The sequence below is a fragment of the Mesorhizobium sp. M0862 genome (assembly GCF_040319795.1).
In the GTDB taxonomy this organism is placed as follows: domain Bacteria; phylum Pseudomonadota; class Alphaproteobacteria; order Rhizobiales; family Rhizobiaceae; genus Mesorhizobium.
In genome coordinates this window covers 32,189-52,318 of sequence record NZ_JAMYOJ010000016.1, presented here as the reverse complement: position 1 = coordinate 52,318, position 20,130 = coordinate 32,189, and the positions used below count along the sequence as shown (strand labels likewise).

General features: G+C 59.3%; 21 protein-coding genes. 16 read left to right on the top strand and 5 right to left on the bottom strand.

The genetic code is table 11. The features are described 5' to 3' along the window. The first annotated feature begins 7 nt into the window (after window positions 1-7). The 11 genes from NKI15_RS22470 to NKI15_RS22420 all read left to right on the top strand — a co-directional run bounded on the left by NKI15_RS22470 (window position 8) and on the right by NKI15_RS22420 (window position 9,595). Window positions 8-319, top strand: coding sequence for a TrbC/VirB2 family type IV secretion system protein (locus NKI15_RS22470; RefSeq protein WP_352561947.1), 312 nt, complete (start codon window positions 8-10; stop codon window positions 317-319). Next, a complete protein-coding gene (locus NKI15_RS22465; protein ID WP_023727918.1) occupies window positions 316-588 on the top strand; it encodes a VirB3 family type IV secretion system protein in 273 nt (90 codons plus the stop codon). Before NKI15_RS22470 ends, NKI15_RS22465 begins: the two co-directional genes overlap by 4 nt. Further along, on the top strand, window positions 582-3,032 hold the full coding sequence (gene trbE, locus NKI15_RS22460) for a conjugal transfer protein TrbE (protein ID WP_352561948.1): 2,451 nt from the start codon (window positions 582-584) through the stop codon (window positions 3,030-3,032). The genes NKI15_RS22465 and trbE overlap by 7 nt, the downstream gene beginning before the upstream one ends. Continuing rightward, window positions 3,029-3,754: a P-type conjugative transfer protein TrbJ gene (gene trbJ, locus NKI15_RS22455; protein ID WP_352561949.1), complete on the top strand. Its 726-nt coding sequence runs from the start codon at window positions 3,029-3,031 to the stop codon at window positions 3,752-3,754. Before trbE ends, trbJ begins: the two co-directional genes overlap by 4 nt. Before the next feature lie 36 nt (window positions 3,755-3,790). Then, window positions 3,791-5,113, top strand: a complete 1,323-nt coding sequence (trbL, locus tag NKI15_RS22450) for a P-type conjugative transfer protein TrbL (protein WP_352887028.1) — start codon at window positions 3,791-3,793, stop codon at window positions 5,111-5,113. Then, window positions 5,114-5,845 carry a conjugal transfer protein TrbF gene (trbF, locus tag NKI15_RS22445; RefSeq protein ID WP_352887025.1) on the top strand — a complete coding sequence of 244 codons (732 nt, stop codon included), beginning with the start codon at window positions 5,114-5,116 and terminating at the stop codon, window positions 5,843-5,845. Continuing rightward, entirely contained in the window at window positions 5,835-6,863 is a 1,029-nt protein-coding gene (trbG, locus tag NKI15_RS22440; RefSeq protein ID WP_352887023.1) for a P-type conjugative transfer protein TrbG, read from the top strand. The genes trbF and trbG overlap by 11 nt, the downstream gene beginning before the upstream one ends. A 10-nt stretch (window positions 6,864-6,873) precedes the next feature. Then, the gene (locus NKI15_RS22435) at window positions 6,874-8,091 is read left to right on the top strand and encodes a TraB/TrbI/VirB10 family type IV secretion system protein (protein ID WP_352887021.1); all 1,218 of its coding nucleotides are present in this window, start codon (window positions 6,874-6,876) and stop codon (window positions 8,089-8,091) included. Between the two features lie 13 nt (window positions 8,092-8,104). Next, on the top strand, window positions 8,105-8,353 hold the full coding sequence (locus NKI15_RS22430) for a DUF2274 domain-containing protein (protein ID WP_023807838.1): 249 nt from the start codon (window positions 8,105-8,107) through the stop codon (window positions 8,351-8,353). 307 nt (window positions 8,354-8,660) lie between these two features. Continuing rightward, entirely contained in the window at window positions 8,661-9,077 is a 417-nt protein-coding gene (locus tag NKI15_RS22425; protein WP_155929864.1) for an ASCH domain-containing protein, read from the top strand. After that, window positions 9,074-9,595 (top strand): AAA family ATPase, encoded by a 522-nt coding sequence (locus tag NKI15_RS22420; RefSeq protein ID WP_352887017.1) that lies wholly within the window; start codon window positions 9,074-9,076, stop codon window positions 9,593-9,595. The genes NKI15_RS22425 and NKI15_RS22420 overlap by 4 nt, the downstream gene beginning before the upstream one ends. Here the strand turns inward: NKI15_RS22420 and NKI15_RS22415 are convergent. From NKI15_RS22415 to NKI15_RS22405, 3 genes are all read right to left on the bottom strand, one after another. Continuing rightward, entirely contained in the window at window positions 9,555-10,031 is a 477-nt protein-coding gene (locus NKI15_RS22415) for a GNAT family N-acetyltransferase (RefSeq protein WP_352887139.1), read from the bottom strand. The genes NKI15_RS22420 and NKI15_RS22415 overlap by 41 nt on opposite strands. Before the next feature lie 92 nt (window positions 10,032-10,123). Next, window positions 10,124-11,308: a hypothetical protein gene (locus NKI15_RS22410; protein ID WP_352658149.1), complete on the bottom strand. Its 1,185-nt coding sequence runs from the start codon at window positions 11,306-11,308 to the stop codon at window positions 10,124-10,126. Between the two features lie 343 nt (window positions 11,309-11,651). After that, the gene (locus NKI15_RS22405; protein WP_352887015.1) at window positions 11,652-12,962 is read right to left on the bottom strand and encodes a tyrosine-type recombinase/integrase; all 1,311 of its coding nucleotides are present in this window, start codon (window positions 12,960-12,962) and stop codon (window positions 11,652-11,654) included. A 501-nt stretch (window positions 12,963-13,463) separates the two neighbouring features. Here NKI15_RS22405 and NKI15_RS22400 point away from each other — a divergent pair. The 5 genes from NKI15_RS22400 (at window position 13,464) to NKI15_RS22380 (ending at window position 17,820) form a co-directional block, all read left to right on the top strand. Further along, window positions 13,464-13,715, top strand: a complete 252-nt coding sequence (locus tag NKI15_RS22400) for a cysteine peptidase family C39 domain-containing protein (protein ID WP_352887137.1) — start codon at window positions 13,464-13,466, stop codon at window positions 13,713-13,715. 89 nt (window positions 13,716-13,804) lie between these two features. Beyond that, a complete protein-coding gene (locus tag NKI15_RS22395; protein WP_352887013.1) occupies window positions 13,805-13,993 on the top strand; it encodes a hypothetical protein in 189 nt (62 codons plus the stop codon). A gap of 17 nt (window positions 13,994-14,010) precedes the next feature. After that, the gene (locus NKI15_RS22390; protein ID WP_352763762.1) at window positions 14,011-14,223 is read left to right on the top strand and encodes a hypothetical protein; all 213 of its coding nucleotides are present in this window, start codon (window positions 14,011-14,013) and stop codon (window positions 14,221-14,223) included. 71 nt (window positions 14,224-14,294) lie between these two features. After that, a complete protein-coding gene (locus NKI15_RS22385; RefSeq protein ID WP_352887009.1) occupies window positions 14,295-15,656 on the top strand; it encodes a YcaO-like family protein in 1,362 nt (453 codons plus the stop codon). An 85-nt stretch (window positions 15,657-15,741) separates the two neighbouring features. Continuing rightward, complete coding sequence (locus NKI15_RS22380) at window positions 15,742-17,820, top strand: BTAD domain-containing putative transcriptional regulator (protein ID WP_352887006.1); 2,079 nt, start codon at window positions 15,742-15,744, stop codon at window positions 17,818-17,820. On the opposite strand, the gene NKI15_RS22375 is transcribed toward NKI15_RS22380, so the two are convergent. Next, window positions 17,782-18,192 carry a hypothetical protein gene (locus NKI15_RS22375; RefSeq protein WP_352763755.1) on the bottom strand — a complete coding sequence of 137 codons (411 nt, stop codon included), beginning with the start codon at window positions 18,190-18,192 and terminating at the stop codon, window positions 17,782-17,784. The genes NKI15_RS22380 and NKI15_RS22375 overlap by 39 nt on opposite strands. Before the next feature lie 21 nt (window positions 18,193-18,213). After that, window positions 18,214-19,971: a peroxidase family protein gene (locus NKI15_RS22370; protein WP_352887004.1), complete on the bottom strand. Its 1,758-nt coding sequence runs from the start codon at window positions 19,969-19,971 to the stop codon at window positions 18,214-18,216. Window positions 19,972-20,130: the final 159 nt, after the last annotated feature.

The window sequence follows — 20,130 nt, the reverse complement described above, 5'->3', positions numbered from 1 at the left end:
TCACCTCATGCGCAAAAAACTTCGATTTCTTTCGTCTGCCGCCTTGGCGTTTCTTCTCACCACCCCAGCTCACGCTGCCGGCTCCGGAATGCCGTGGGAACAGCCGCTACAGCAGATCCTGGAATCGGTGCAGGGGCCGGTCGCTAAGATCGTCGCGGTGATCATCATCATCACCACTGGCCTCACCCTTGCCTTCGGCGACACGGCGGGCGGTTTCCGCCGGCTGATCCAGATCGTCTTCGGTCTGTCGATCGCCTTCGCGGCGTCGAGTTTCTTCCTCTCCTTTTTCTCCTTTGGTGGCGGGGCACTCGTCGGATGACCACTGGAGAGCAGCATATCGAAGGGTTCGAGGTTCCCGTTCACCGGGCGTTGACCGAGCCCATTCTGCTGGGCGGTGCGCCACGGGCGGTAGCGATTCTCAACGGCACGGTGGCAGCGGCCATCGGGCTTGGCCTGCAGCAGTGGATCGCTGGTCTCGGGCTCTGGATCGCTGGACACACGCTCGCGGTTTTTGCCGCGAGGCGCGATCCGGACTTTGCCAGCGTGCTTGTCCGCCATCTTCGCCAGAAGGGCTGGCTCGCATGCTGAAGCTCTCGGAATATCGCGGCAAAGCCGACCGGCTTGCCGACCATCTGCCTTGGGCAGCACTCGTTGCGCCTGGCATCGTGCTCAACAAGGACGGCAGCTTCCAGCGGACGTTGCGGTTTCGTGGCCCCGACCTTGAAAGCGCGACCGAAGCTGAGCTCATCGGCGTTTGCGCGCGAGCGAACAATGCGCTGAGGAGGCTTGGCTCTGGCTGGGCATTGTTCTTCGAGGCCGAGCGCGTTGAGGCGCTGGGCTATCCGACCTCGCGTTTTCCCGATGCCGCGTCATGGTTGGTTGAAGAAGAACGCGGCGCTGCCTTCGAGGGCAAGGTCGCGCATTTCGAGAGTTCTCACCATCTGACCCTGCTGTTCATGCCGCCACCAGATGGTCAGGCGCGGGCTGAAAGCGCCCTCGTCGAGTCGCATCATTCAGGAGCCGCGAGAGACTGGCGCGAGGAACTGGCGTGGTTTGGCGATGAGACTGACCGGGTTGTGGATCTTCTGTCGGGCTTCATGCCTGAAGTACGTGCGCTGGATGACGCCGAGACGCTGACTTATCTGCACGGCACGATCTCGACCCGCCGTCATCCGGTCGCCGTGCCTGAAACGCCAATGTATCTCGACGGCGTCCTGGTTGACGCGCCCCTGACCGGCGGCCTAGAGCCGATGCTGGGCGACCAGCATCTGCGCACGCTCACCGTTCTCGGCTTTCCGAACGTCACCCGGCCAGGAATCCTTGATGCGCTCAATCACCAGGATTTCGCCTATCGGTGGGTGACGCGCTTCATTCCACTCGACAAGACGGAAGCCACGAAGACGCTGACGCGCTTGCGCCGGCAGTGGTTTGCTAAGCGCAAATCGATCGCGGCTATTCTGCGCGAGGTGGTGACCAACGAGCCGGTGCCTCTCGTCGACAGCGATGCCGACAACAAGGCGCTCGATGCCGACGCAGCACTGCAGTCGTTGGGCGGCGATCATGTCGGCTTCGGCTATCTCACCACAACGGTGACGGTGTGGGACCAGAACCGTGAAGCCGCCGCGGAAAAGCTTCGCGCCGTCGAGCGCATCGTCAACGGGCTCGGCTTCACCACCATTCGCGAAAGCATCAATGCCGTCGAAGCGTGGCTTGGTTCATTGCCGGGTCATGTCTACGCCAACGTTCGCCAGCCGCTCGTTCACACGCTTAACCTTGCCCATCTCATGCCGCTGTCGTCTGTGTGGGCAGGTCCGGCGGACAACGAGCATCTTGCCGAGGTCACCGGCGATCACGCTCCGCCGCTTCTTTTCGCTGAGACCAGCGGGTCGACGCCGTTTCGGCTTTCCACCCACATCGGCGATGTCGGCCACATGCTGATTGTCGGGCCGACCGGCGCGGGCAAGTCGGTTCTGCTTGCCCTGATCGCCTTGCAGTTCCGGCGCTACGCTGGCGCGCAAATCTATGTCTTCGACAAAGGCAATTCGGCCCGCGCCGCCACGCTTGCCATGGGCGGCGACCACCATCCGCTGGGTGCGGATGGTGCGCTTGCCTTTCAGCCGCTGCGCAACATCGACGACCAGGCAACCCGTGGCTGGGCAGCCGAATGGATCGCCGGCCTTATTGCTCACGAGAATGTCACCGTCACCCCGGAGGTGAAGGAGGCAATCTGGTCGGCGCTCACCAGCCTCGCCACCGCGCCAACGCAGGAACGCACGCTCACTGGCCTGTCGGTCCTGCTTCAGTCCAATGCGCTCAAATCGGCGTTGATGCCCTACACGCTCGACGGCCCCTTCGGCCGGCTGCTCGACGCCGATGATGATCGGCTGGCCATCTCGGATGTGCAGTGCTTCGAGACCGAGGAGCTGATGCACAGCCAAGGCGCTGTGCTGCCCGTGCTCACTTATCTGTTCCACCGCCTCGAGGAGAGGTTCGACGGGCGGCCGACGCTGCTGATGCTCGACGAGGCCTGGGTTTATCTCGACAATCCGCTGTTTGCCGCCCGCGTCCGGGAATGGCTGAAGGTGCTGCGAAAGAAGAATGTGTCGGTGATCTTCGCTACGCAGTCGCTTGCCGACATCGCCGGCTCTTCTATTGCACCCGCAATCATCGAGAGCTGCCCGCAGCGCATCTTTCTTCCCAATGATCGTGCCGTCGAACCGCAGGCGAGGACGGCTTACGAGCGCTTCGGTTTGAACGAGCGACAGGTCGAATTGGTCGCCCGCGCCACGCCGAAGCGCCACTACTATCTTCAGTCGCGCCGCGGCAACCGGCTTTTCGAGCTCGGACTCGGCCCGATCGCTCTTGCGCTTTGCGGCGCCTCCGACCCGGCCGCGCAGACCCTGATCGACAATGTTCTTTCCGAAGAAGGGCAGGGCAGCTTTGCCGCCCGTTTCTTCAATGCGCGCGGCCTTCAGTGGGCTGCCGAGCTTCTCCAGCAATTTCCTCAACCTAACAAGGAGCAATCGTCATGATCGGACGCCGCCTTTTTACTAGCCTGGTCACCGTTTCCCTGATCGCCAAACCGATGGCTGACTACGTCCAGCCGGCCTATGCGCTCATCGTGTTTGACCCGTCCAACTATACGCAAAATGTGCTGTCGGCAGCACGCGCATTGGAGCAGATCAACAACCAAATCCAGTCGCTTCAGAATCAGGCGACCATGCTGCAGAACATGGCGCGCAACCTTCAGCGCCTGGATTTCTCTTCCGTGGGCCAGCTTACCGGCTCGCTCCAACGGATTGACGGTCTGATGACCCAGGCGAGCGGCCTGAGCTTCGATCTCGACAAGCTGCAGGACCAGTGGCGCCAGCAATATCCGGAAAGCTACGACGCCACCATCAAGGTCAGCGATGTGGCGAGCGCCGCGCGCGATCGCTGGCAGAGCGCCATGCAGGCGTTCCGCCAGACCATGAGCGCGCAGTCGCAGATCGTCGAGAACGTGCAGGCCGATGGCGACCTGCTTACCGATCTCGTCAATCGCAGTCAGGGCGCTGCAGGTGCCCTCGAGGCAAGCCAGGCTACCAATCAGCTGATCGCGCTTTCGACCAAGCAGCAGATGCAGATCCAGACGCTGCTTGCGACCCAGTTCCGGGCCGAGGCCGAGGATGCGGCGCGCAAGGCGCAGTCTGAGGAAGCCGCTCGCGAGACGACGAAGCGTTTCCTGGGCACCGGCACGGCTTATCCCGGCAACTGATCGGCAGTTCTTTAAGACAACGAGGAAGGCGGCTACATGAACGACCTCGGAGTCATCGATCGCTTCATGGAGACCTTTACCCGCTATATCGATAGCGGGTTCGGTCTGCTTTCGGGCGACGTCGCCTTTCTCACCACAATTCTGATCGGCATTGACATCACGCTCGCGGGCTTGGTCTGGGCTTTCGGCGGCGAACCCAACGTTTTTGGCCGGCTTGTCCGCAAAGTGCTCTATGTCGGCGCCTTCGCCTTCATGCTCAACAACTTCAAGAACCTCGCCGACATCATCTACCGTTCCTTTGCCGGGCTCGGCATCAATGCGTCCGCCGGCAATCTGTCCGCCGAAAGTCTCCTGCGGCCAGGCCGGATTGCCGCAGCCGGCTTCGAGGGCGCCTGGCCGCTCCTCAATCAAGCGAGCCAGCTAGTAGGCTTCCCCGAGATTTTCGGTAACGCGCTCACCATCTTCGTGCTGCTTCTGGCCTGGTTCTTGGTCCTCATCGCCTTCTTCATTCTTTCCATCCAGCTCTTCATCACCATCCTCGAGTTCAAGCTCACCACGCTGGCCGGCTTCGTCCTGGTGCCCTTCGCGCTCTGGAACCGCTCGGCGTTCCTGGCCGAGCGCGTGCTCGGCAATGTGATTTCGTCGGGCATCAAGGTGATGGTGCTTGCCGTCATCGTCGGCATCGGCTCCACGCTCTTTGGCGAGTTCGCTTCCGCCCTGCAGGGCCAGGAGCCGGACCTGGCCGCGGCGATGTCGCAGGTGTTGGGTGCACTTGCGCTGCTTGGGCTCGGCATTTTCGGCCCCGGGATTGCGTCGGGTCTTGTTTCCGGCGCGCCGCAGCTCGGTGCTGGCGCAGCACTTGGAACAACGGGGGCCGCAGCCGGATCAACGCTCGTTGCCGGAGGCGCCGCGTTTGCCGGCACGCGCATGGCGGCCGGCGGTAGTCTTGGTGCAATCCGTGCCGGCACAGCTATGGGATCGGCTGCTTCCACGGCCTGGCATATGGGCCGTGCAACAGCGCCTGACTCCGTCCTCTCCGGGGTAGCTGCTGGGCTGCAGGGTGTTGCGAATGCCGCTGGCGGCGCCGCGATGCAGGGAATGCGATCTGCTTCAGAGCCTTTCCGACGCAGCGCCGACGCCGGCCGCGATGCCGGCTGGACAGCGACCGGTGGCACGCCGATCAGCTCGATGAGCGGAAGTTCGCCCGCTGCGGATCCAACCGCGGCGCCTCCATGGGCAAGGCGTCTGCGCTCCGAACAGGCCGCGCGCGCCCATCGCCATGCTGCCACGCAGGTGGTGCGCGATGGCGATCGGGGCGGAAGCGGCGCCAACCCCTCTCTCAACGACAAGGAAGATTAGATGCTCTTCAAGCGACCCGTTCAGCGTTACGGAAAGACGTCCGAGCCTGAAACACCTTATCAAAAGGCCGGTCAGCTCTGGGACGAACGCATCGGCACAGCGCGCGTGCAGGCGAGGAACTGGCGCCTGATGGCCTTTGGCTGCCTGGCCTTGGCCGCGGGGCTTTCTGGCGGGCTTCTATGGCAGTCGGCGCAGGGCCGCTTTGTGCCTTACGTCGTTGAGGTCGACCGTTTTGGTGAGGCGCGCGCCGTCGCGCCGGCAATTCAGGACTACCAGCCTGACGATGCCCAGATCGCCTGGCATCTCGGCCGCTTCATCCAGAATGTCCGCTCCATCTCCACCGATCCGGTGCTGGTGCGGCAGAACTGGCTGTCGGCCTACGATTTCGCCACCGACCGCGCGGCGCTTTTCCTCAACGAGCATGCCAAGGCGAACGACCCGTTCAGTCAGATCGGCACGCGCAGCGTGTCGGTGCAGGTGACCAGCGTCGTCAGGGCTTCCGACAGTTCATTCCAGGTCAAATGGACCGAGCAGATTTTTGAGCGTGGTAGCCTTGCGAGCACGACGCGCTGGACAGGTATCCTCACCATAGTGATCCGCTCGCCGACGAACACTGACCAGCTGCGCAAGAACCCGCTCGGCGTATTCATCAACGCCATCGACTGGTCGCGCGAGCTCGACAGCGCCGCGCCAACCCCCGTTTCCCCTAAGGAGCCCGCCAATGACAAATAGAGCCCCATCGTTTCGTGCTGCCTTCATGCTGTCGGCGTCTGCTGCGGTTCTTTCGGCCTGTGCCTCGAAGCCAGTGCCGCCGCCTCAGATTTCCTATGACCACGAGGACTTCAAACCAGCCGCGATCGAGAAGGCGCCGGAGAAGCCGGTCAAGGTCGTGGAAGTGCCGAAGCCGTTGCCGTTGCCTGGTCAGTTGATGCCCGCACCCGGCAAGCCCGCCTCAGATAAGCGCTCGCCGGAAGAACAGGTCGCCGATGCCAACAAGGCGGCGACGCAACAACCCACCAAGTTTGGCTATGTCAATGCGGTGCAGGTTTACCCCTTTGCCGACGGCGCGCTCTACCAGCTCTACGCCGCGCCGGAGCGCGTCACCGATATCTCATTGCAGCGGGGCGAGAAGCTGACCTCGGTCTCAGCCGGGGACACGGTCCGTTGGGTGATCGGTGACACCGTTAGTGGCTCAGGCGATGACCAGCGCACTCATGTGCTGGTGAAGCCATTCGCGCCGGGGCTTGCCACCAATCTGGTCATCACGACGGACAGGCGATCCTATCACCTGCAGCTTCAAAGCACTGAGAAAACTGCCATGGCGGCGCTCTCCTGGATTTACAGCGAAGACCAACTCGTGGCGCTTCGGCGGCGCAACGGTCAGGCCGAGGCTGAAATGCCCGCGGCCTCGAACGTAGCACTCGAAAACATCCGCTTCCGCTATTCGATCGCCGGCGACACGCCACCGTGGAGACCGACGCGCGCCTTTGATGATGGCAGCAGGGTCTATATCGAATTCCCGCGCCGTATCGACCAAGGTGAGGCGCCGCCGCTCTTCATCGTCGGAGCCGACGGGGACAACCAGCTCGTCAACTATCGCATGCGCGGCAACTACTACATCGTCGATCGCCTCTTTGCTGCGGCCGAGCTAAGGCTGGGCACCAAACAGCAGCAGGTGGTGCGCATTACGAGAACCGACGGTCGGCAACCGCCGCGGCGGGTTTCGCTGTTTTCGCGTTTTGGCAGGTAAGGGGAGGCTCATGACCGATACTTCCCATCCGAATGCTCTGCCGAAGCTCAATCCCGAACAGCTGCAGCTGCGAGCCTCGCCCCGCCGAGCGGTGCGGTTCAGGCGCGGCATAATCGTCGCGATCGCTGCTGTTGGTTCCGGCGCTGTTTTTGGCGTCACGATGATGGCGCTGCGGGGACCCGCATTGCGCCTGAAACAGCAGACCGAAGAGCTCTACAGCACGGACCGCAAGCCGACCGCCGAGGGACTTGAAACGCTGCCCAAGGACTATTCCGGGAGCAAGCCGAAGGCTCCGGTGCTTGGACCGCCGCTGCCTGGGGATCTCGGCCGTCCTATTGTCGAGCACCAGCGCCAGCTTGGCATCGCACCAGGGCAAGACGTTTCCGCCGAGGCCCAGCGGCTTGCACAACAAGCGATTGAGGCGCGCGAGTCGCAAGTCCTCTTCCGCATCGAAAACCGGCCCCAGCAGACGGAAGCTTTTAGCAATGGGCAGGGCGGACGTTCACCTTTCGAGACGGCGTCTCCGCAGCCAGACACCGAAGGCCAGCGAGCTTCCGTCGCGCCGGCCGAGGGCGACCAGAACAATCAACAGCGCAAGCTCGATTTCATCGGTCAACGGAACACCGGCGGGATCTACAACCCGCATGCATTGCAGACGCCGGCTTCGCCCTATCAGATCATGGCCGGCAGCGTGATCGCTGCAAGCCTGATCACCGGCATCAATTCCGATCTGCCCGGCCTTGTCGTCGCCCAGATCACCGAGAATGTGCACGACAGCGTCACCGGCAGCATCCTGCTCATCCCGCAGGGCTCACGGCTGATCGGCACCTACGACAGCGTTGTAGCCTTTGGGCAAAGGCGCGCTCTGTTGGTGTGGCAACGCATCGTGATGCCGGATGGCTCATCTACCGAAATCGACAATCTGCCCGTGACCGACGCGTCCGGCTATGCCGGGCTCGAGGACAAGGTGGATTTCCATACTTGGCAGTTGATCAAGGGCGTCGCGGTGGCCACATTGCTGGGGGTTGGTACCGAGTTGAGGTTTGGGGAAAATGAAAGCGACTTGGTCAAGGCAATTCGTGAATCCACCCAGCAGAACGTCAGTCAAGCGGGCCAACGGATCACTGAAAAGAACCTGAACGTCCAACCCACGATCACCGTCCGCCCTGGTTGGCCGTTGCGCGTCATCGTGCACAAGGACCTCGTGTTGCGGCCATACACGGGGTGAACAGGAGGACTTCATGGCTAACCTGAAACTCGGAAAACTTCCGGACCGGACACCTTCGAAGATCACCATCACCGTTGGCGCCGACTTGAGCCAAGCACTCAACGACTATGCCGCACTTTACCGTCAGATCTATGGCGAGTCCGAAACCGTGGCTGAACTGATCCCCTTTATGCTGGTCGGGTTCCTGGAAGGCGACCGGGCGTTTGCCAAGGCCAGAAAGGAAGGTCTGCCGGCCGTCGACATGCCAGAGAAAAAGCGGTAGCACCCAGGTTCACAATCCAAGTAAAGCACACCGATTGTTCAAGTTCGGTTGCTCTGCCGACACGGCACTCAGGAGGCAATCTCAAGTTCTGCGTGAGTTGACATTTTAGCGCTGCCACAGACACGGCTTGCAAGCGGGATCCGCTCTGCAGGATCTCGGTGACGAGCAACCGTTGCCATGTCTGGTTGAGGAATGGTCAATCTGCACCCAACACATCATTCATTTTGCTTAGTAGCTGGCGAGCGCGTTGCGCACTAGCGACTACCACGCCTATGTGCAATTAAGGATTCGGTTCAGGAAAGCTCACATGCGAACGGTCGTTTTGAGCATTCAGCCCAAATGGGCTGCACTAATTCGCTCTGGCGAAAAAACGATCGAGCTAAGGCGGCGCTTCCCTCGCTACCTTGCCGGTTCTGACGCGTACCTCTACGAATCCTCGCCGAATTGCAGGCTTACCGCAATCCTACAAATGGGCGCGATTCATGAACTTCCGGTCGAGGAACTTTGGCGCGTGCATGGCAAGGCATCATGCGTTGATGAGCGCCACTTCGCAACATACTTCCAAGACCGAGACGCCGGTTTTGGTATCGAAATTCTTCGACACCTGCCTCTAGTCAAAGATTGGCGCCTGGACCGTTTACGCCACGACTTCAGCTTCACGGCCCCCCAGTCTTGGGGCTATGCATCACCTCGATTGGTCAATGCGATTGGAACACGCCCATGAGAGTTTTCGTCGCGGGGCTTTCAAAATCGGGTAAGACGACCCGCTCTCTGCACGCTGCCGAGCATATCCCGGAGCTAGAGTATGCCAGCATCAGTCAGCTCTTGAGGGCGGGCAACGGCATCCTGCCAGTCGCTACACTCGCAGATGGGCTCACCAACCAACGCATGGCGGCAGAAGCTCTATCGGCGTATCCCCGATCAAAGAGGCATCAGATTGTTGATGGCCATGCATTGGTCGAGACGCTAGAGGGGCCACTGCTTGTTCCGGACTCGTTCTTCGACGAAATCGCGCCGGACCTTTTGATCCATATCCTGGATGGTCCAGAACAGATCTTAGCGCGGAGGGTGCCCGGCGCGAACTTTGCGACCACAGCCGAGATCGCTGCGCTTACCGCGATAGAGCAGGCTGCCTGCGAACGGCTTGCAATTCGGCTTGGCACCCCACTGGTAGCACTGGAGGCTCCGACGCTCGATGAGTTTAGGTGGACGCTCGAAAGCCGGTTGTCGTTCGATCATTGACAGAAATCCCGACAGGTCCGTTGAAGACATACTCGACTCGATTTGATCGATACAGGCTCGGATAAGTTCTGGGTGCCGAAAAACTCCACACGCGGAGCAGCCCGGCAAACTCTGCGATCCGCTCTTCGGGCACGGTGAAAAGCGGGCGGTCGGAATCGAGCCAGTCAAATGCATAGCGAGCCAACGATTTCGCAACTCCACGCTCGCGCAAGGCAGGCTCGACCCAAAGCGTGCAGAGCTTGTGCTCCGCCTCTGAGCGCTTGCAAATGGCTATGCCAGCAAGCGCGCCTTCAACATATGTGGTTACGATATGGCGCTCCCCGCTGTGGAGCCCTGGAATGACCCTGCCGAAAAACCACGGCCGAAAATTCGGGTAAAACCCGTGAACGCCAGCCCGCACCAGCCAATCATAAATCGTGCATGGATCGCTGGGCATGTTCGGCTGAGCAACGGGCCCAGAAAGGATGTTTGCGAAGCCTGGCTCGTTTATCATAGGCACGCTCCCCGCATGATTCGTGAACCCCCACCTTAACGGCGGGCGCTGAAAAATCCGATAACCCATTCGAGTGGATTTGACCACCGTCGGCCAAATCGGACGATAAAAAAGAGCAAAAAGACCAGGAAGAAAAAGATCGCAGCGTTGACGGCAGCAGCCTGCCACGGGTCCTTAATCTCCCACAGCATTCCAACCAGGGCCGCCAAGCCTGCTTGCGATGCACTTCCCATTGCACCCAGTGCAACAACAACCAGTCCGTAAATCCAGAGGCGGCCAGTGTAGTAAGCACGAAAAGTCGCGAGCGCGGTGAAGCTGTCGACCGTAGATTGAGGCGGGGCGAGCGAGCTCCAATGATAGATTATCATGTTCTGTGCGTTGAATTGCGGTTCATCTCGGAGATACCGTTCCCAGATTTCGGGTTCCAGCCGACGCATTTTTTTGAAGCCAGTATGGGATTGTGTCATTTCCACGGTCATATCCCTGATCAGAAAATAATGAACAGCAGACACATCGATCAGATCTGCCCCGCCGCTCAATCGTTCCAGGATTGCGGCCGAAAAATTGCGCCGCTCGTTTAGACGGAATTCGACGATTTCGCTGGTGGAGATCGTGCTCAGGAAAGCAGAGTCCTTGGCGTCGACTTCAGAAACGAATCCGTTCATGAGGTGGAAGGGGACTCTTATTCGGAGACGAATATACTGATCGCCGATTTTGGCCCGCATTCGGTCAAAAAATTGATCGCGGAGCATGATTACAGAGCCGGCGTCACCTCCTTTCCCGATTGTGGTCAGACTTCGGTCATCTCTTGAGCAGCGCGAAACATAGAATTGCACCTTCTTCGGTTCGTTGAGCGCCGCGAACGTTTTGCCGTTCTCTTGGACCTCTCCTGCCGACAGCGTTTCATTGAAGATTGCGGATAACGTCGATGAGTCGTGCATCACATCGAACAGGTCGAAAATATGGTCGGACTGAATCTCGAAAGGGAGGCTGATCGACAGCGTCCGGAGCGATCTCATTTCCTGGAAGCGAAAGCCGATATCCAAGAGATGAAAGCGCCTCTTGGCCGAGCGCCTCTCGCCCTTCCATATGTTAATGTGGACCTCGACGCGTGGCGCATAGCCGTTGGCGTCGTCTGCAAGCGTGTCATGCCAAATCGCGATACTGCCCCGCATTTCAGTCCCTATAGCCCGTTTTTGTTGTGTGACGCGCACCGCCAACTCTGCAAAACAAATCACAAGTTCACTAACTTTTCCGCCATGTACTTATCCATTTGCCTCGACCGCCAGCAAAAGGGACAAAGCGGCCATAAAACGTGACGCGGCGGTCTCCAATCAGCACGCGCGGACTGGCAACCACGGGTGGCCTACCGTTGGCGAACACGACGGCCCTGCCCGATGCCAAGGGCGTTTTGAAATCTATCATCATTACTTTTTAGGCCGTGCGGTTCGCGGCCCAAGTGAGAACGTCGAGAAACACGAACTGGCGAACCAACTGCCATCGTATAGCCTTCTAATAAGAAAAAATTGTCCCTCCCGTACAGTTCTGGCTTTTTTTCGAGCGTCAGAATGATTTTCGTCGGTTGGGGATTCGTATCGGCGTTTGATGAACGGTCGCTGTTGGGTTCAAAGTGGACGGTCGCGACGGTGTATAGACAGCAGGCTTGCCGCGTCTCCCGATTGAGATCACCCGCGGCGTTTTGCTCTCGAGTTCATCCAGATAATCGGCCCACCATTGCATCATCCTCACGCGCTCTTCCCAGTGCTCTGCTCGGGCGTATGCGCGCCGAACGTCGTTGTTCTCAATGTGGGCCAGCTGTCGCTCTATGGCGTCCGGATGCCACTTGCCGCATTCGTTCAGCAGAGTTGATGCCGTTGCTCGAAAACCATGCGCGGTTGCTTCTTCCTTGCCGTAACCCATACGGCGCAGCGCGGCGTTAAGCGTGTTATCGGAAATCGGACGCGAAGCCGATCGAACACTAGGAAACAGCAGCGATCCACCACCAGAGATTTCTCTCAGTGAAGTAAGGACGCTGATCGCCTGCTTTGATAGGGGTATGCGGTGCGGCCGTCGCATTTTCATGCGTGCTTCAGGGATGGTCCACACCGAGTTTTCAAAATCGAACTCTTCCCATTCACCGGCGCGAAGCTCGCCGGGGCGGGGAAACAGCAGCGCTATCAGCTTCAGACCGGCTCGGGTTGTAGGCTGTCCGTCAAATGCATTGATCGCCCTCAGCAAACCGCCCAAGGCTTTCGGATCGGTAATCGCGGCGCGAGACGTTACCGTCGGACTGATGAGTGCGCCTCTGAGGGCGAAGGTCGGATCTGTCTCGGCGCGTGCGGTCGCGATTGCGTATCGAAACACGCTGCCGATGGTGGAGCGCAGTCGCCTGGCCGACTCGTATCGACCGCGAACCTCCACGCGACGGAGGGCGGCAAGGATGGTGGCCGGATCGATCTCCCGAACGCACTTGTCGCCGATTATCGGATAGGCAAAGTCGAGCAGCCATTTGACCTTGCTGATCGTCCGGTCGGCACGTCCCTCCTTCTTTAGCTTGTCAACATATTCGCCCGCGATTGAGCGAAAGGAGTCCTTTGCCGAATCAGCCTTTTGCAAGCTGCGTTCCTTTCCAGGGTCGACGCCAGCTAGCAGGAGCCTTTTAGCATCATCGCGCGCCTCCCGTGCCTCGGCGAGAGAGATAAGGGGATAGCTGCCCAGCGCGAGCAGTTTCTGCTTGCCGTCAAAGCGGTAGGCGAGCCGCCAGAGGCGAGAGCCCGTGGGCTGTACCCATAGCTGCAGCCCGCCCCCGTCAGATAATTTCACGAGCTTGGAAGCAGGGCGGGCGTTTCGACATTTCACGTCGGAGAGGGGCATTCGTCAGGTCTCCCTTGGCTGTTTCGATACCATCAGGATGTCGAATACCAACGGAAATACCATCCCCTCGCCTCGTTGGACCAAATGCGCCCGAAGCGCTCCCTGTCCCGCTTAGTTGCGCAATGCGGCTGCAAAAGACCAACAATTCCAGCCAGTTGCAGAAACTGCAGCGTAGAAGGTTCGGCGAAAGGGAGTGTCGGGAAAAGCGGGGATGGTGCCCAGAGGCGGATTCCAAAAGAAACAAATTTAACTTTGTTTCCAAGTGTTTGGCCCCCTGGAATCGTCACTGCGTGCCAACAGAAGTACCAACTAAATATTTCTGTGGATTATTTGATGAATGAGGAAGTGACGCCCTCCCGCCAGCCGGGTACGGCGCATGGCCACAACGAACATATGTTCCCAAGCGAACGCGGGCGAAAAGGTTGCTGATCGTGTAGACATAGTGCGGGCGGCAAAGCGGTTGAAGCTCAAGGCCAAGATCGCCAGGCCGTCGCCCAAAGGCTGGACCGGCTGCCGCTGCCGGCGATCATCGAAAAGACCGACACCAGCCTCGCTGTGCTGGCGGCACTGTCGCCAGGCAAAGTCCTGCTCCAGGATCCGCACGCCGGGGCGCCGCAGGAGCTTGCGCGGACCGACTTCGAGGCGCTGTGGAGTGGTTTCGTCGTCCTCGTCAGCAGCCGCGCCTTTGTGCAAGGTTTTTCGCGGCGTTTCGACTTCTCCAGGTTCATTCCCGAGATCATCCGCTACCGCTAGATCTTCGCTGAGGTGCTGCTCGCCTCGTTCTTCGTGCAGCTGCTCGGCCTGATCTCACCTATTCTTCTTCCAGCTTGTGATCGACCAAGGTGCTGGTCCACAACGGCCTGACCACGCTTGAAGTGCTGGTCATCGGCCTGTCGGCGGTGTCGATGTTCGGAGTGCTGCTCACCGGGCTTTGCACCTACACCATCCATGCAGCAATCGCTACTCAACGACAACCAGTCGCCGATCGCCGTCGACCGCGCTCGGATCGCAGCCCGAATGACTGCTCGTGACGGATATGAGAATCCTGTTGGCAACGCTCGAGGGCGCTGGTGCGGCCGGGATATGGACGCGCGCGAAAGCGCTGGAAGAGAGGCGCGTCATCTCGCCGGTCGTTTGGAGGGACCGGAGGTGTCATCAGGTTGACAATCAGCGGGCCGAGATCATCATCACTTTCAAAAGCTTGACGTTCTTTTCATTTGAGGCCGAGATCGGCGCGAGACCGATTCGGGCCAGAAAATGAACTTATGCAGGCGTTGTACAAAAGATACTGCGAGTATCCTGATCTTAGTTACCAAGGAAGCCGTGTTCATAATGGAAACCAAGACGCCCAATTCGGTGGCCACTTCCAACATATTCGAACTGGCAGCGGATCTCCTATCTGGAACACACGACCAGATTGAGTCAGAACGGGTGAAGGACATTTGGAGGTTCTTGGACCTGCTTGGGCTGAGTGATTCGGACGAGCCTTTGACCGCCGATGTGGCAAACAGCGACAACAGAATATCGCTCTTGCGTGCCGCAGCGAAAATAGGCGGAATTTTCCGACTACACTCCAGACACGCGCCGGGGTTGACGTTCTTCGGTGGTGCTGCCCGTCCGCCGTTGGTTCCAACTTCGGATAGTACATCTGTGTCCGTCAGTCTGAACGGAGCTGGAGAAACGCCTCGGGAGGCTTTCGGGGCCTGTATTGGGGAAGGTGTCGAATACCTGTCGCAGTTCCGCCACGCGGACGATGCTATCAAAGAGGGACCTTTCGCAGACATCGCGATCTGGAAGGATATGAATCTTGCCGAGCGCCTGACCGATTGGGTGGGCCTCCCCGCCACAGGACCAGATCCGGTCGAATGGTTCGCCGCGACGAGGCTTCACGACGGCGAAGCTGGCTGCCTGCCTGCCTGTCTTATCTTGCGGCCTCCGGCAGGTGACAATTGTGATCTGGGACGTCTTGCCCTCGGCAGCGGCTGTGCGGCCGGGCCGACTTGGAGCGCGGCTGTGACCGCAGCCTTGTGCGAGGTGCTAGAACGCGACGCGGTTGCAATGTGGTGGAGGGGTGGCCGAGCCGGCAGACCGATTGCATTGGAGACCTTGGCCAAAGCTGGCGCGATCGACCTTATCGGCAGGATCAGGAAGGAGACGCAGGGTCGTGTGACAACACTCATCGACATATCGAGCGAATTCGAAATTCCCTGCATTGCAGCGATATCATTCGATCGGGACGGCAGCGGCTTTGCCGCCGGCTTCGCCTGTCGTCTGAATGCCAGACAGGCCTGCAGGGCAGCTATCGTCGAAATGTGCCAGATGGAGCTCGGCCATGACGTCGTCTCCGCCAAGCGCTCGAACTTGGGTGCCGACAGCCTGAACGAGGCAGACATCAGGCAGGAACAGCGCAAGAAAGAACGTCTGGCAAGCCTGGCTCACCTCGTCGATGGCTTGATGGGCGCCATATCACTGAACAGCACGGAACCAGAGAGCCTTTCAGAAGCCCTCTCTAGGCTGGCGTCCGCCGGTTTCCATGCCTACGCTGCCGATCTGACCCGCGCCGAATTCGCCATCCCGGTCGCACGCGTCATCGTCCCCGGGCTGCAACCATACCCTTCAACGTTCGTCAGCTCGCGGCTCGCGGAGGCTGCGTCGCATAAATCTCCCTATGCTAATGGTATTGATTTATTCTAATATTAGGTTTGATCGATATTCTCTGGCGGAGTGATCGACAAAACTCAAGATGCGATCAGCAGAACAGCCGCAGGTACCAGACGGAATGGACGGAAATATCCGGCTGACGATCTTTGGAAAGGCGGCTCTTGCCTACGAGGGCCGCGAGGTTCCAATCGTCAATCGCAAATCAATAGCATTGCTGGCTTACCTGGCAAATACGTTGCATGGTTCGGAGAGCCGCGAGCGCCTGGCAGGACTGCTGTGGAGCGAGTCAAGCGAGGAGAGGGCACGCGCTTCGCTGCGGCAGACTGTCGGTGATCTCAAGGATTGCTTGGCCGTCTGCGAAACAATGCCCTTCACCGCGGACAGGCTGAACGTGTATTTTCGATTGCCGCTCGTCCGCGTCGATCTGCACGAGATGCGTGAATCGCTGGCTCGCGGCACCATCGATCCGGTGCTGCTGGAAAGAAAGCGGCTCTGTGACAGCTTGCTTTCAGGCTTCGAGGATCTGGATCCGGGTTTCCGCACCTGGCTGATGGTGCAGCGTCAGTGTCTGCACGATGAATTCGTGCGGTATCTCGAAGATATTGTTGCTGCACCCCCTGACATCGCCATGCTCAAGCGTGCGGGTTTGGCGCTACTCAATCTCGACCCGACGCACGAGCTGGGCTGCAGGGCGGCGATGGAAGCATCGGCGCGGTTGGGCGATCTTGCCGGTGCGCTCCGCCTCTACAAGTCGCTTTGGGACGTCCTCGGCGAGGACTTCGACTCGGAGCCGTCCGAGAAGACGCAAGATCTCGTTCTCGACATCAAGATGGGTCGCGTGGAACCGCCGCGCGGCGCTGAACCAGTGGGTTCAAGTGGTGGAGAGCCGACAGCGCGCAACGCCGTAACGTTCTTCGGCTCGCAGTCGCCTCAGCCTCAAATCAACCAGAGTCTGTTTCTCTTCGTCGGTCCGTTCGAAGCCAGCGAGATCGCCACGATCGCCACGGCTTCGATCCGTATCTTCCGTCATGAGCTGGTTGCCTCGCTGGTCCGGTTTCGCGACTGGGGCGTGCTCGACCTGGAAGGAAGATCGCCTGTCGATGTTGGCCGGCCAGCCTTCTTGATTGAAGCCACAGCCTTCGACGGCAATGGCTCGCTGCGCGTTGTCTTGACGCTGAAGGAGATCGCTACGGGGCGCTTCATCTGGAGCGAACAGTTTTCGATCGAGGCCACCGATTGGTACCAGACCCAGCAGCGGATGATCCGGCGCATCGCGGTCGCGCTGGACGTCAGCATGTCGTCCGAACGCCTGACCCAAGTATCGAGCATCCCGGATCTGTCACTCGACCAGTTCGACAAATGGCTGAGGGCGCAGGAACTGATTTTCCGGTGGCGCCCGCAAGATGAAGCCAAGGCCGAAGCGCTCTTCCGTTCGATCATCAGCGAGGCGCCACGGTTCGCTCCCGCCTACTCCGGTATTGCGGGCATCCTGAACTCCCGTCACCTGATCTTTCCGGGCATCCTGCGCGCCAAGGACCAGCATGCCGAAGCCCTCAGCCTTGCCAAGACCGCGGTGCAGATCGATCCGATCGATTCCAGGACCCAGCTTCACCTCGCCTGGTCCTATGCAATGAACGGCATGCCTGACAGGGCCGGCCTGAACTTCCTGTTGGCCTGCGAACTCAATTCAAACGATCCCTGGACGTTGGTGTCGGCGTCACTCGGGCTCGCATATTGCGACGATCTCGACAACGCGGAGCGGCTTTCGAAGCTGGCGCTCGATATTGGTCTGGGCCTGTCCAAACTGCATTGGAGCTATCAGGCCAGCATCAGGTTCATCCTCGAGGATTTCGCCGGATGCATCAATGCGGCAAATCAGGCGGAAGACATCGTCTTCTACATCGGTGCCTGGAAGGCGGCGGCGTGCGCCATCGTCGGCGATCTCGATGCCGCGCACCTGGAATTCCAAAAGTTTGTTTCTCTCATTCGCGCGAACTGGTTTTCTGCCCAGCCACCGAGCAACGAAGAGGTCGTTCGGTGGCTGCTGCAGTGTTTCCCGATTGCCAGCCCCAAGGTCCTGGCAAATCTTCAGCGGGGACTCGAACTCGCGGGTTTGGCCGCGCCGAGGCAAGACCACACGCTGCTGCCGGCTGGCCTTCTAGCGGCAGCCCCGGATCGTGTAGTCGGCGATGCGTGAATAGAAGAGCGTCTCGCGCTTGACATCATCGAATTTGGCAGTGCCTTTGATGAAATCGAAATAAAAATCGGGTATGCCATATTCTTTTAGGCCACCCTTCTCTGTGTCCAACTTCTTTTTCGACTGCGTGACCTGATTGTTGGGCGGCAGGCGCATAAAGAATACGTGATCGTAACCTTGAACGATCTGTATTTCCTTGTAGCGGGCAGGAACGTCGACCATGCCACCAAGCTGTTTCTTGAATTCCGCCATGTCACGCGGCCTTGACTTGGGATTCTGCGCCCACTCCACCACCTTTCTGCCGACGCCTGGAAAATCCAGGATATCGATTGGATCTGGAAACACGTCGGGGTTGTCGACGGGGTCTGGCATGATGTTCCTCCTATGTTGGTGTTAGTTGGAAGCAAACGACGGATCTGCATTTTCCAGGCCAAGGGTTCTGGCCGTGAAACGAATTAGGTCCGCCATGTCGGAAGGCAGTCCGGTCGGGAAGAGCAATTGCAGCAAATTCCCCTCGATCCTGCGATCCAATTCGATTTCGCCTGCAGTGGCGGCAAGTCTGGCGAGGAAAACGTCGCCGACGATGATCGAGCCGAGTGTCCCGAGACTGCAGCCGTCGGCCTCGTAGGCCGCCTCGAAGAGCAGCCAAAAGATCAGCGGCGGGTTGGTTGACAACTCGACCAATTCGGGCTCGGAAAAGTTGATGCGCGATGCTGTCAGCCAGTCTCGCAATACCTGCGCGCGCCTCGCATCATCGGCAAGCAAAGGAGAGCTGCCTCGAACGTCCGTTGGGAGGATTTTCAAGATTCTGTCCAAGGTGAGCAAGCCACCGACTGTTCCGCGGATCAGATCGCTGAACAGGAGTCCCGAGCAAAAGTTGTTGGGGAACTTGGTTTCGTCATCGTCATCGCCATCAAGAACTTCCCCGCCAGGCCCAGTTCCTACTGGAGAATTCGGGAACAGATCGGCGGTCAGGAGTTTTTCATTGAAGCATGGGCCGATCCGGCGGCTGAACTGAAGGCGGTTGGTGCCGGCGATTTTAAAGAACTTCGACCAGTCAGCGATCCACCTGAGATCCAAAGGAAATTTGTGTGGGCGTTCGGCGGAGCTGGTTTTGAGAATATCTCCGATGCCTTGCGGCTGATGGTCAGGATGTTCAGGTTCGTCATCGTTGAATGTGTAGTTTGTGCGCACCATGGCATGGCCGAGGCGATACGCTGCATGCGAGAACTCCAGAGGAATGCCGTCGGAGTTGGGTGCATCGGCCAGCGGCTTGTAGCCGTTGGCGACATATTGATCCCAGACCGCGCCTATCACCAGCTTGTTCAGCAGATCGTCCCTGATGATCCTGCGGTACAGGAAGGAGGTTACCCAGCGGGCATTGGTAAACAGCTGACGCCCCCTGGGGGCGGGGTCGCCGTAAGTCGGCATGTCAGGCAACGCCCGTAAAGCAGTCACAACCGCGTTGTGGAGATGATGAAACAGGGCGGTGACCTGGGCAACAATGGCGTTGTCGTCATTCCTCTGTTCCGGAATGAGAATGTCGGGTCGCCCGGAGTCCACCGGCGTGTTTTCGCTCAGGTCGGATTGCTGAAATCGCGGAATGTCGCGATAGGCAAAAGGACACTTTCCGGCAGCCCCAAGGGCCGGTTCGGGCGAAGCGGGTGGGGTGGAAATCGAGCCCGTGCGCAACATGGTTCGGAAAAATTCACCAGGGTGCGATAGCTGGTATAAGGAACCGCTGAAGGCCGGACCATCGCCATAGAGAGCGTCGAGTAACAAGGAGTTCTCGCGCATGTTCTTGCGGTTCGTCTCCGCCGCAGCTAGGTCCGTCAGCAAGGCGGAATTGCGGATAATGTCATGCGCCGCGAATTGCCCCAGATAGGTGTAGCCTGCGGGGATATTCTTGTTGACGTTCGCATCGCTGTGGGATGTAACGCCGTCCTTGAACGTATAGACCTCGTTCATCCGCCGCATCAGCTTGGCAAACATCACCTGAGTATCCCAGGCTTTTCCAAGACCGACATAAACATCCTTGATGTCGGGTGCATCACCAATGGTCATTCCGAAATTTCTGAAATGCGTGGGCGAAGCGCTCACGAAGATCGTCGTCAAAGCCGTATCGCCAGGCACGGTTACCTGGATGTCCATGGACACCAACAGATTATTGTCCGCCGCGCGGCGCCGATCCAAGCTGGCTAAGCTTGCGACCCCAAGTCCCCCATGTCCGCTCACGTTTTCCCCCAAACAGATTGCCATCATTGTTCTAGACAGAAGATGGCTGTGTTCCCCCCGAACCAGTTATAAATT

Bases quoted from the DNA above. Each gene is read 5' to 3' on its own strand.
- NKI15_RS22470 (WP_352561947.1), top strand. From the start codon at position 8: ATGCGCAAAAAACTTCGATTTCTTTCGTCTGCCGCCTTGGCGTTTCTT.
- NKI15_RS22465 (WP_023727918.1), top strand. From the start codon at position 316: ATGACCACTGGAGAGCAGCATATCGAAGGGTTCGAGGTTCCCGTTCAC.
- trbE (WP_352561948.1), top strand. From the start codon at position 582: ATGCTGAAGCTCTCGGAATATCGCGGCAAAGCCGACCGGCTTGCCGAC.
- trbJ (WP_352561949.1), top strand. From the start codon at position 3,029: ATGATCGGACGCCGCCTTTTTACTAGCCTGGTCACCGTTTCCCTGATC.
- trbL (WP_352887028.1), top strand. From the start codon at position 3,791: ATGAACGACCTCGGAGTCATCGATCGCTTCATGGAGACCTTTACCCGC.
- trbF (WP_352887025.1), top strand. From the start codon at position 5,114: ATGCTCTTCAAGCGACCCGTTCAGCGTTACGGAAAGACGTCCGAGCCT.
- trbG (WP_352887023.1), top strand. From the start codon at position 5,835: ATGACAAATAGAGCCCCATCGTTTCGTGCTGCCTTCATGCTGTCGGCG.
- NKI15_RS22435 (WP_352887021.1), top strand. From the start codon at position 6,874: ATGACCGATACTTCCCATCCGAATGCTCTGCCGAAGCTCAATCCCGAA.
- NKI15_RS22430 (WP_023807838.1), top strand. From the start codon at position 8,105: ATGGCTAACCTGAAACTCGGAAAACTTCCGGACCGGACACCTTCGAAG.
- NKI15_RS22425 (WP_155929864.1), top strand. From the start codon at position 8,661: ATGCGAACGGTCGTTTTGAGCATTCAGCCCAAATGGGCTGCACTAATT.
- NKI15_RS22420 (WP_352887017.1), top strand. From the start codon at position 9,074: ATGAGAGTTTTCGTCGCGGGGCTTTCAAAATCGGGTAAGACGACCCGC.
- NKI15_RS22415 (WP_352887139.1), bottom strand. From the start codon at position 10,031: ATGCCCAGCGATCCATGCACGATTTATGATTGGCTGGTGCGGGCTGGC.
- NKI15_RS22405 (WP_352887015.1), bottom strand. From the start codon at position 12,962: ATGCCCCTCTCCGACGTGAAATGTCGAAACGCCCGCCCTGCTTCCAAG.
- NKI15_RS22385 (WP_352887009.1), top strand. From the start codon at position 14,295: ATGGAAACCAAGACGCCCAATTCGGTGGCCACTTCCAACATATTCGAA.
- NKI15_RS22380 (WP_352887006.1), top strand. From the start codon at position 15,742: ATGGACGGAAATATCCGGCTGACGATCTTTGGAAAGGCGGCTCTTGCC.
- NKI15_RS22375 (WP_352763755.1), bottom strand. From the start codon at position 18,192: ATGCCAGACCCCGTCGACAACCCCGACGTGTTTCCAGATCCAATCGAT.
- NKI15_RS22370 (WP_352887004.1), bottom strand. From the start codon at position 19,971: ATGGACATCCAGGTAACCGTGCCTGGCGATACGGCTTTGACGACGATC.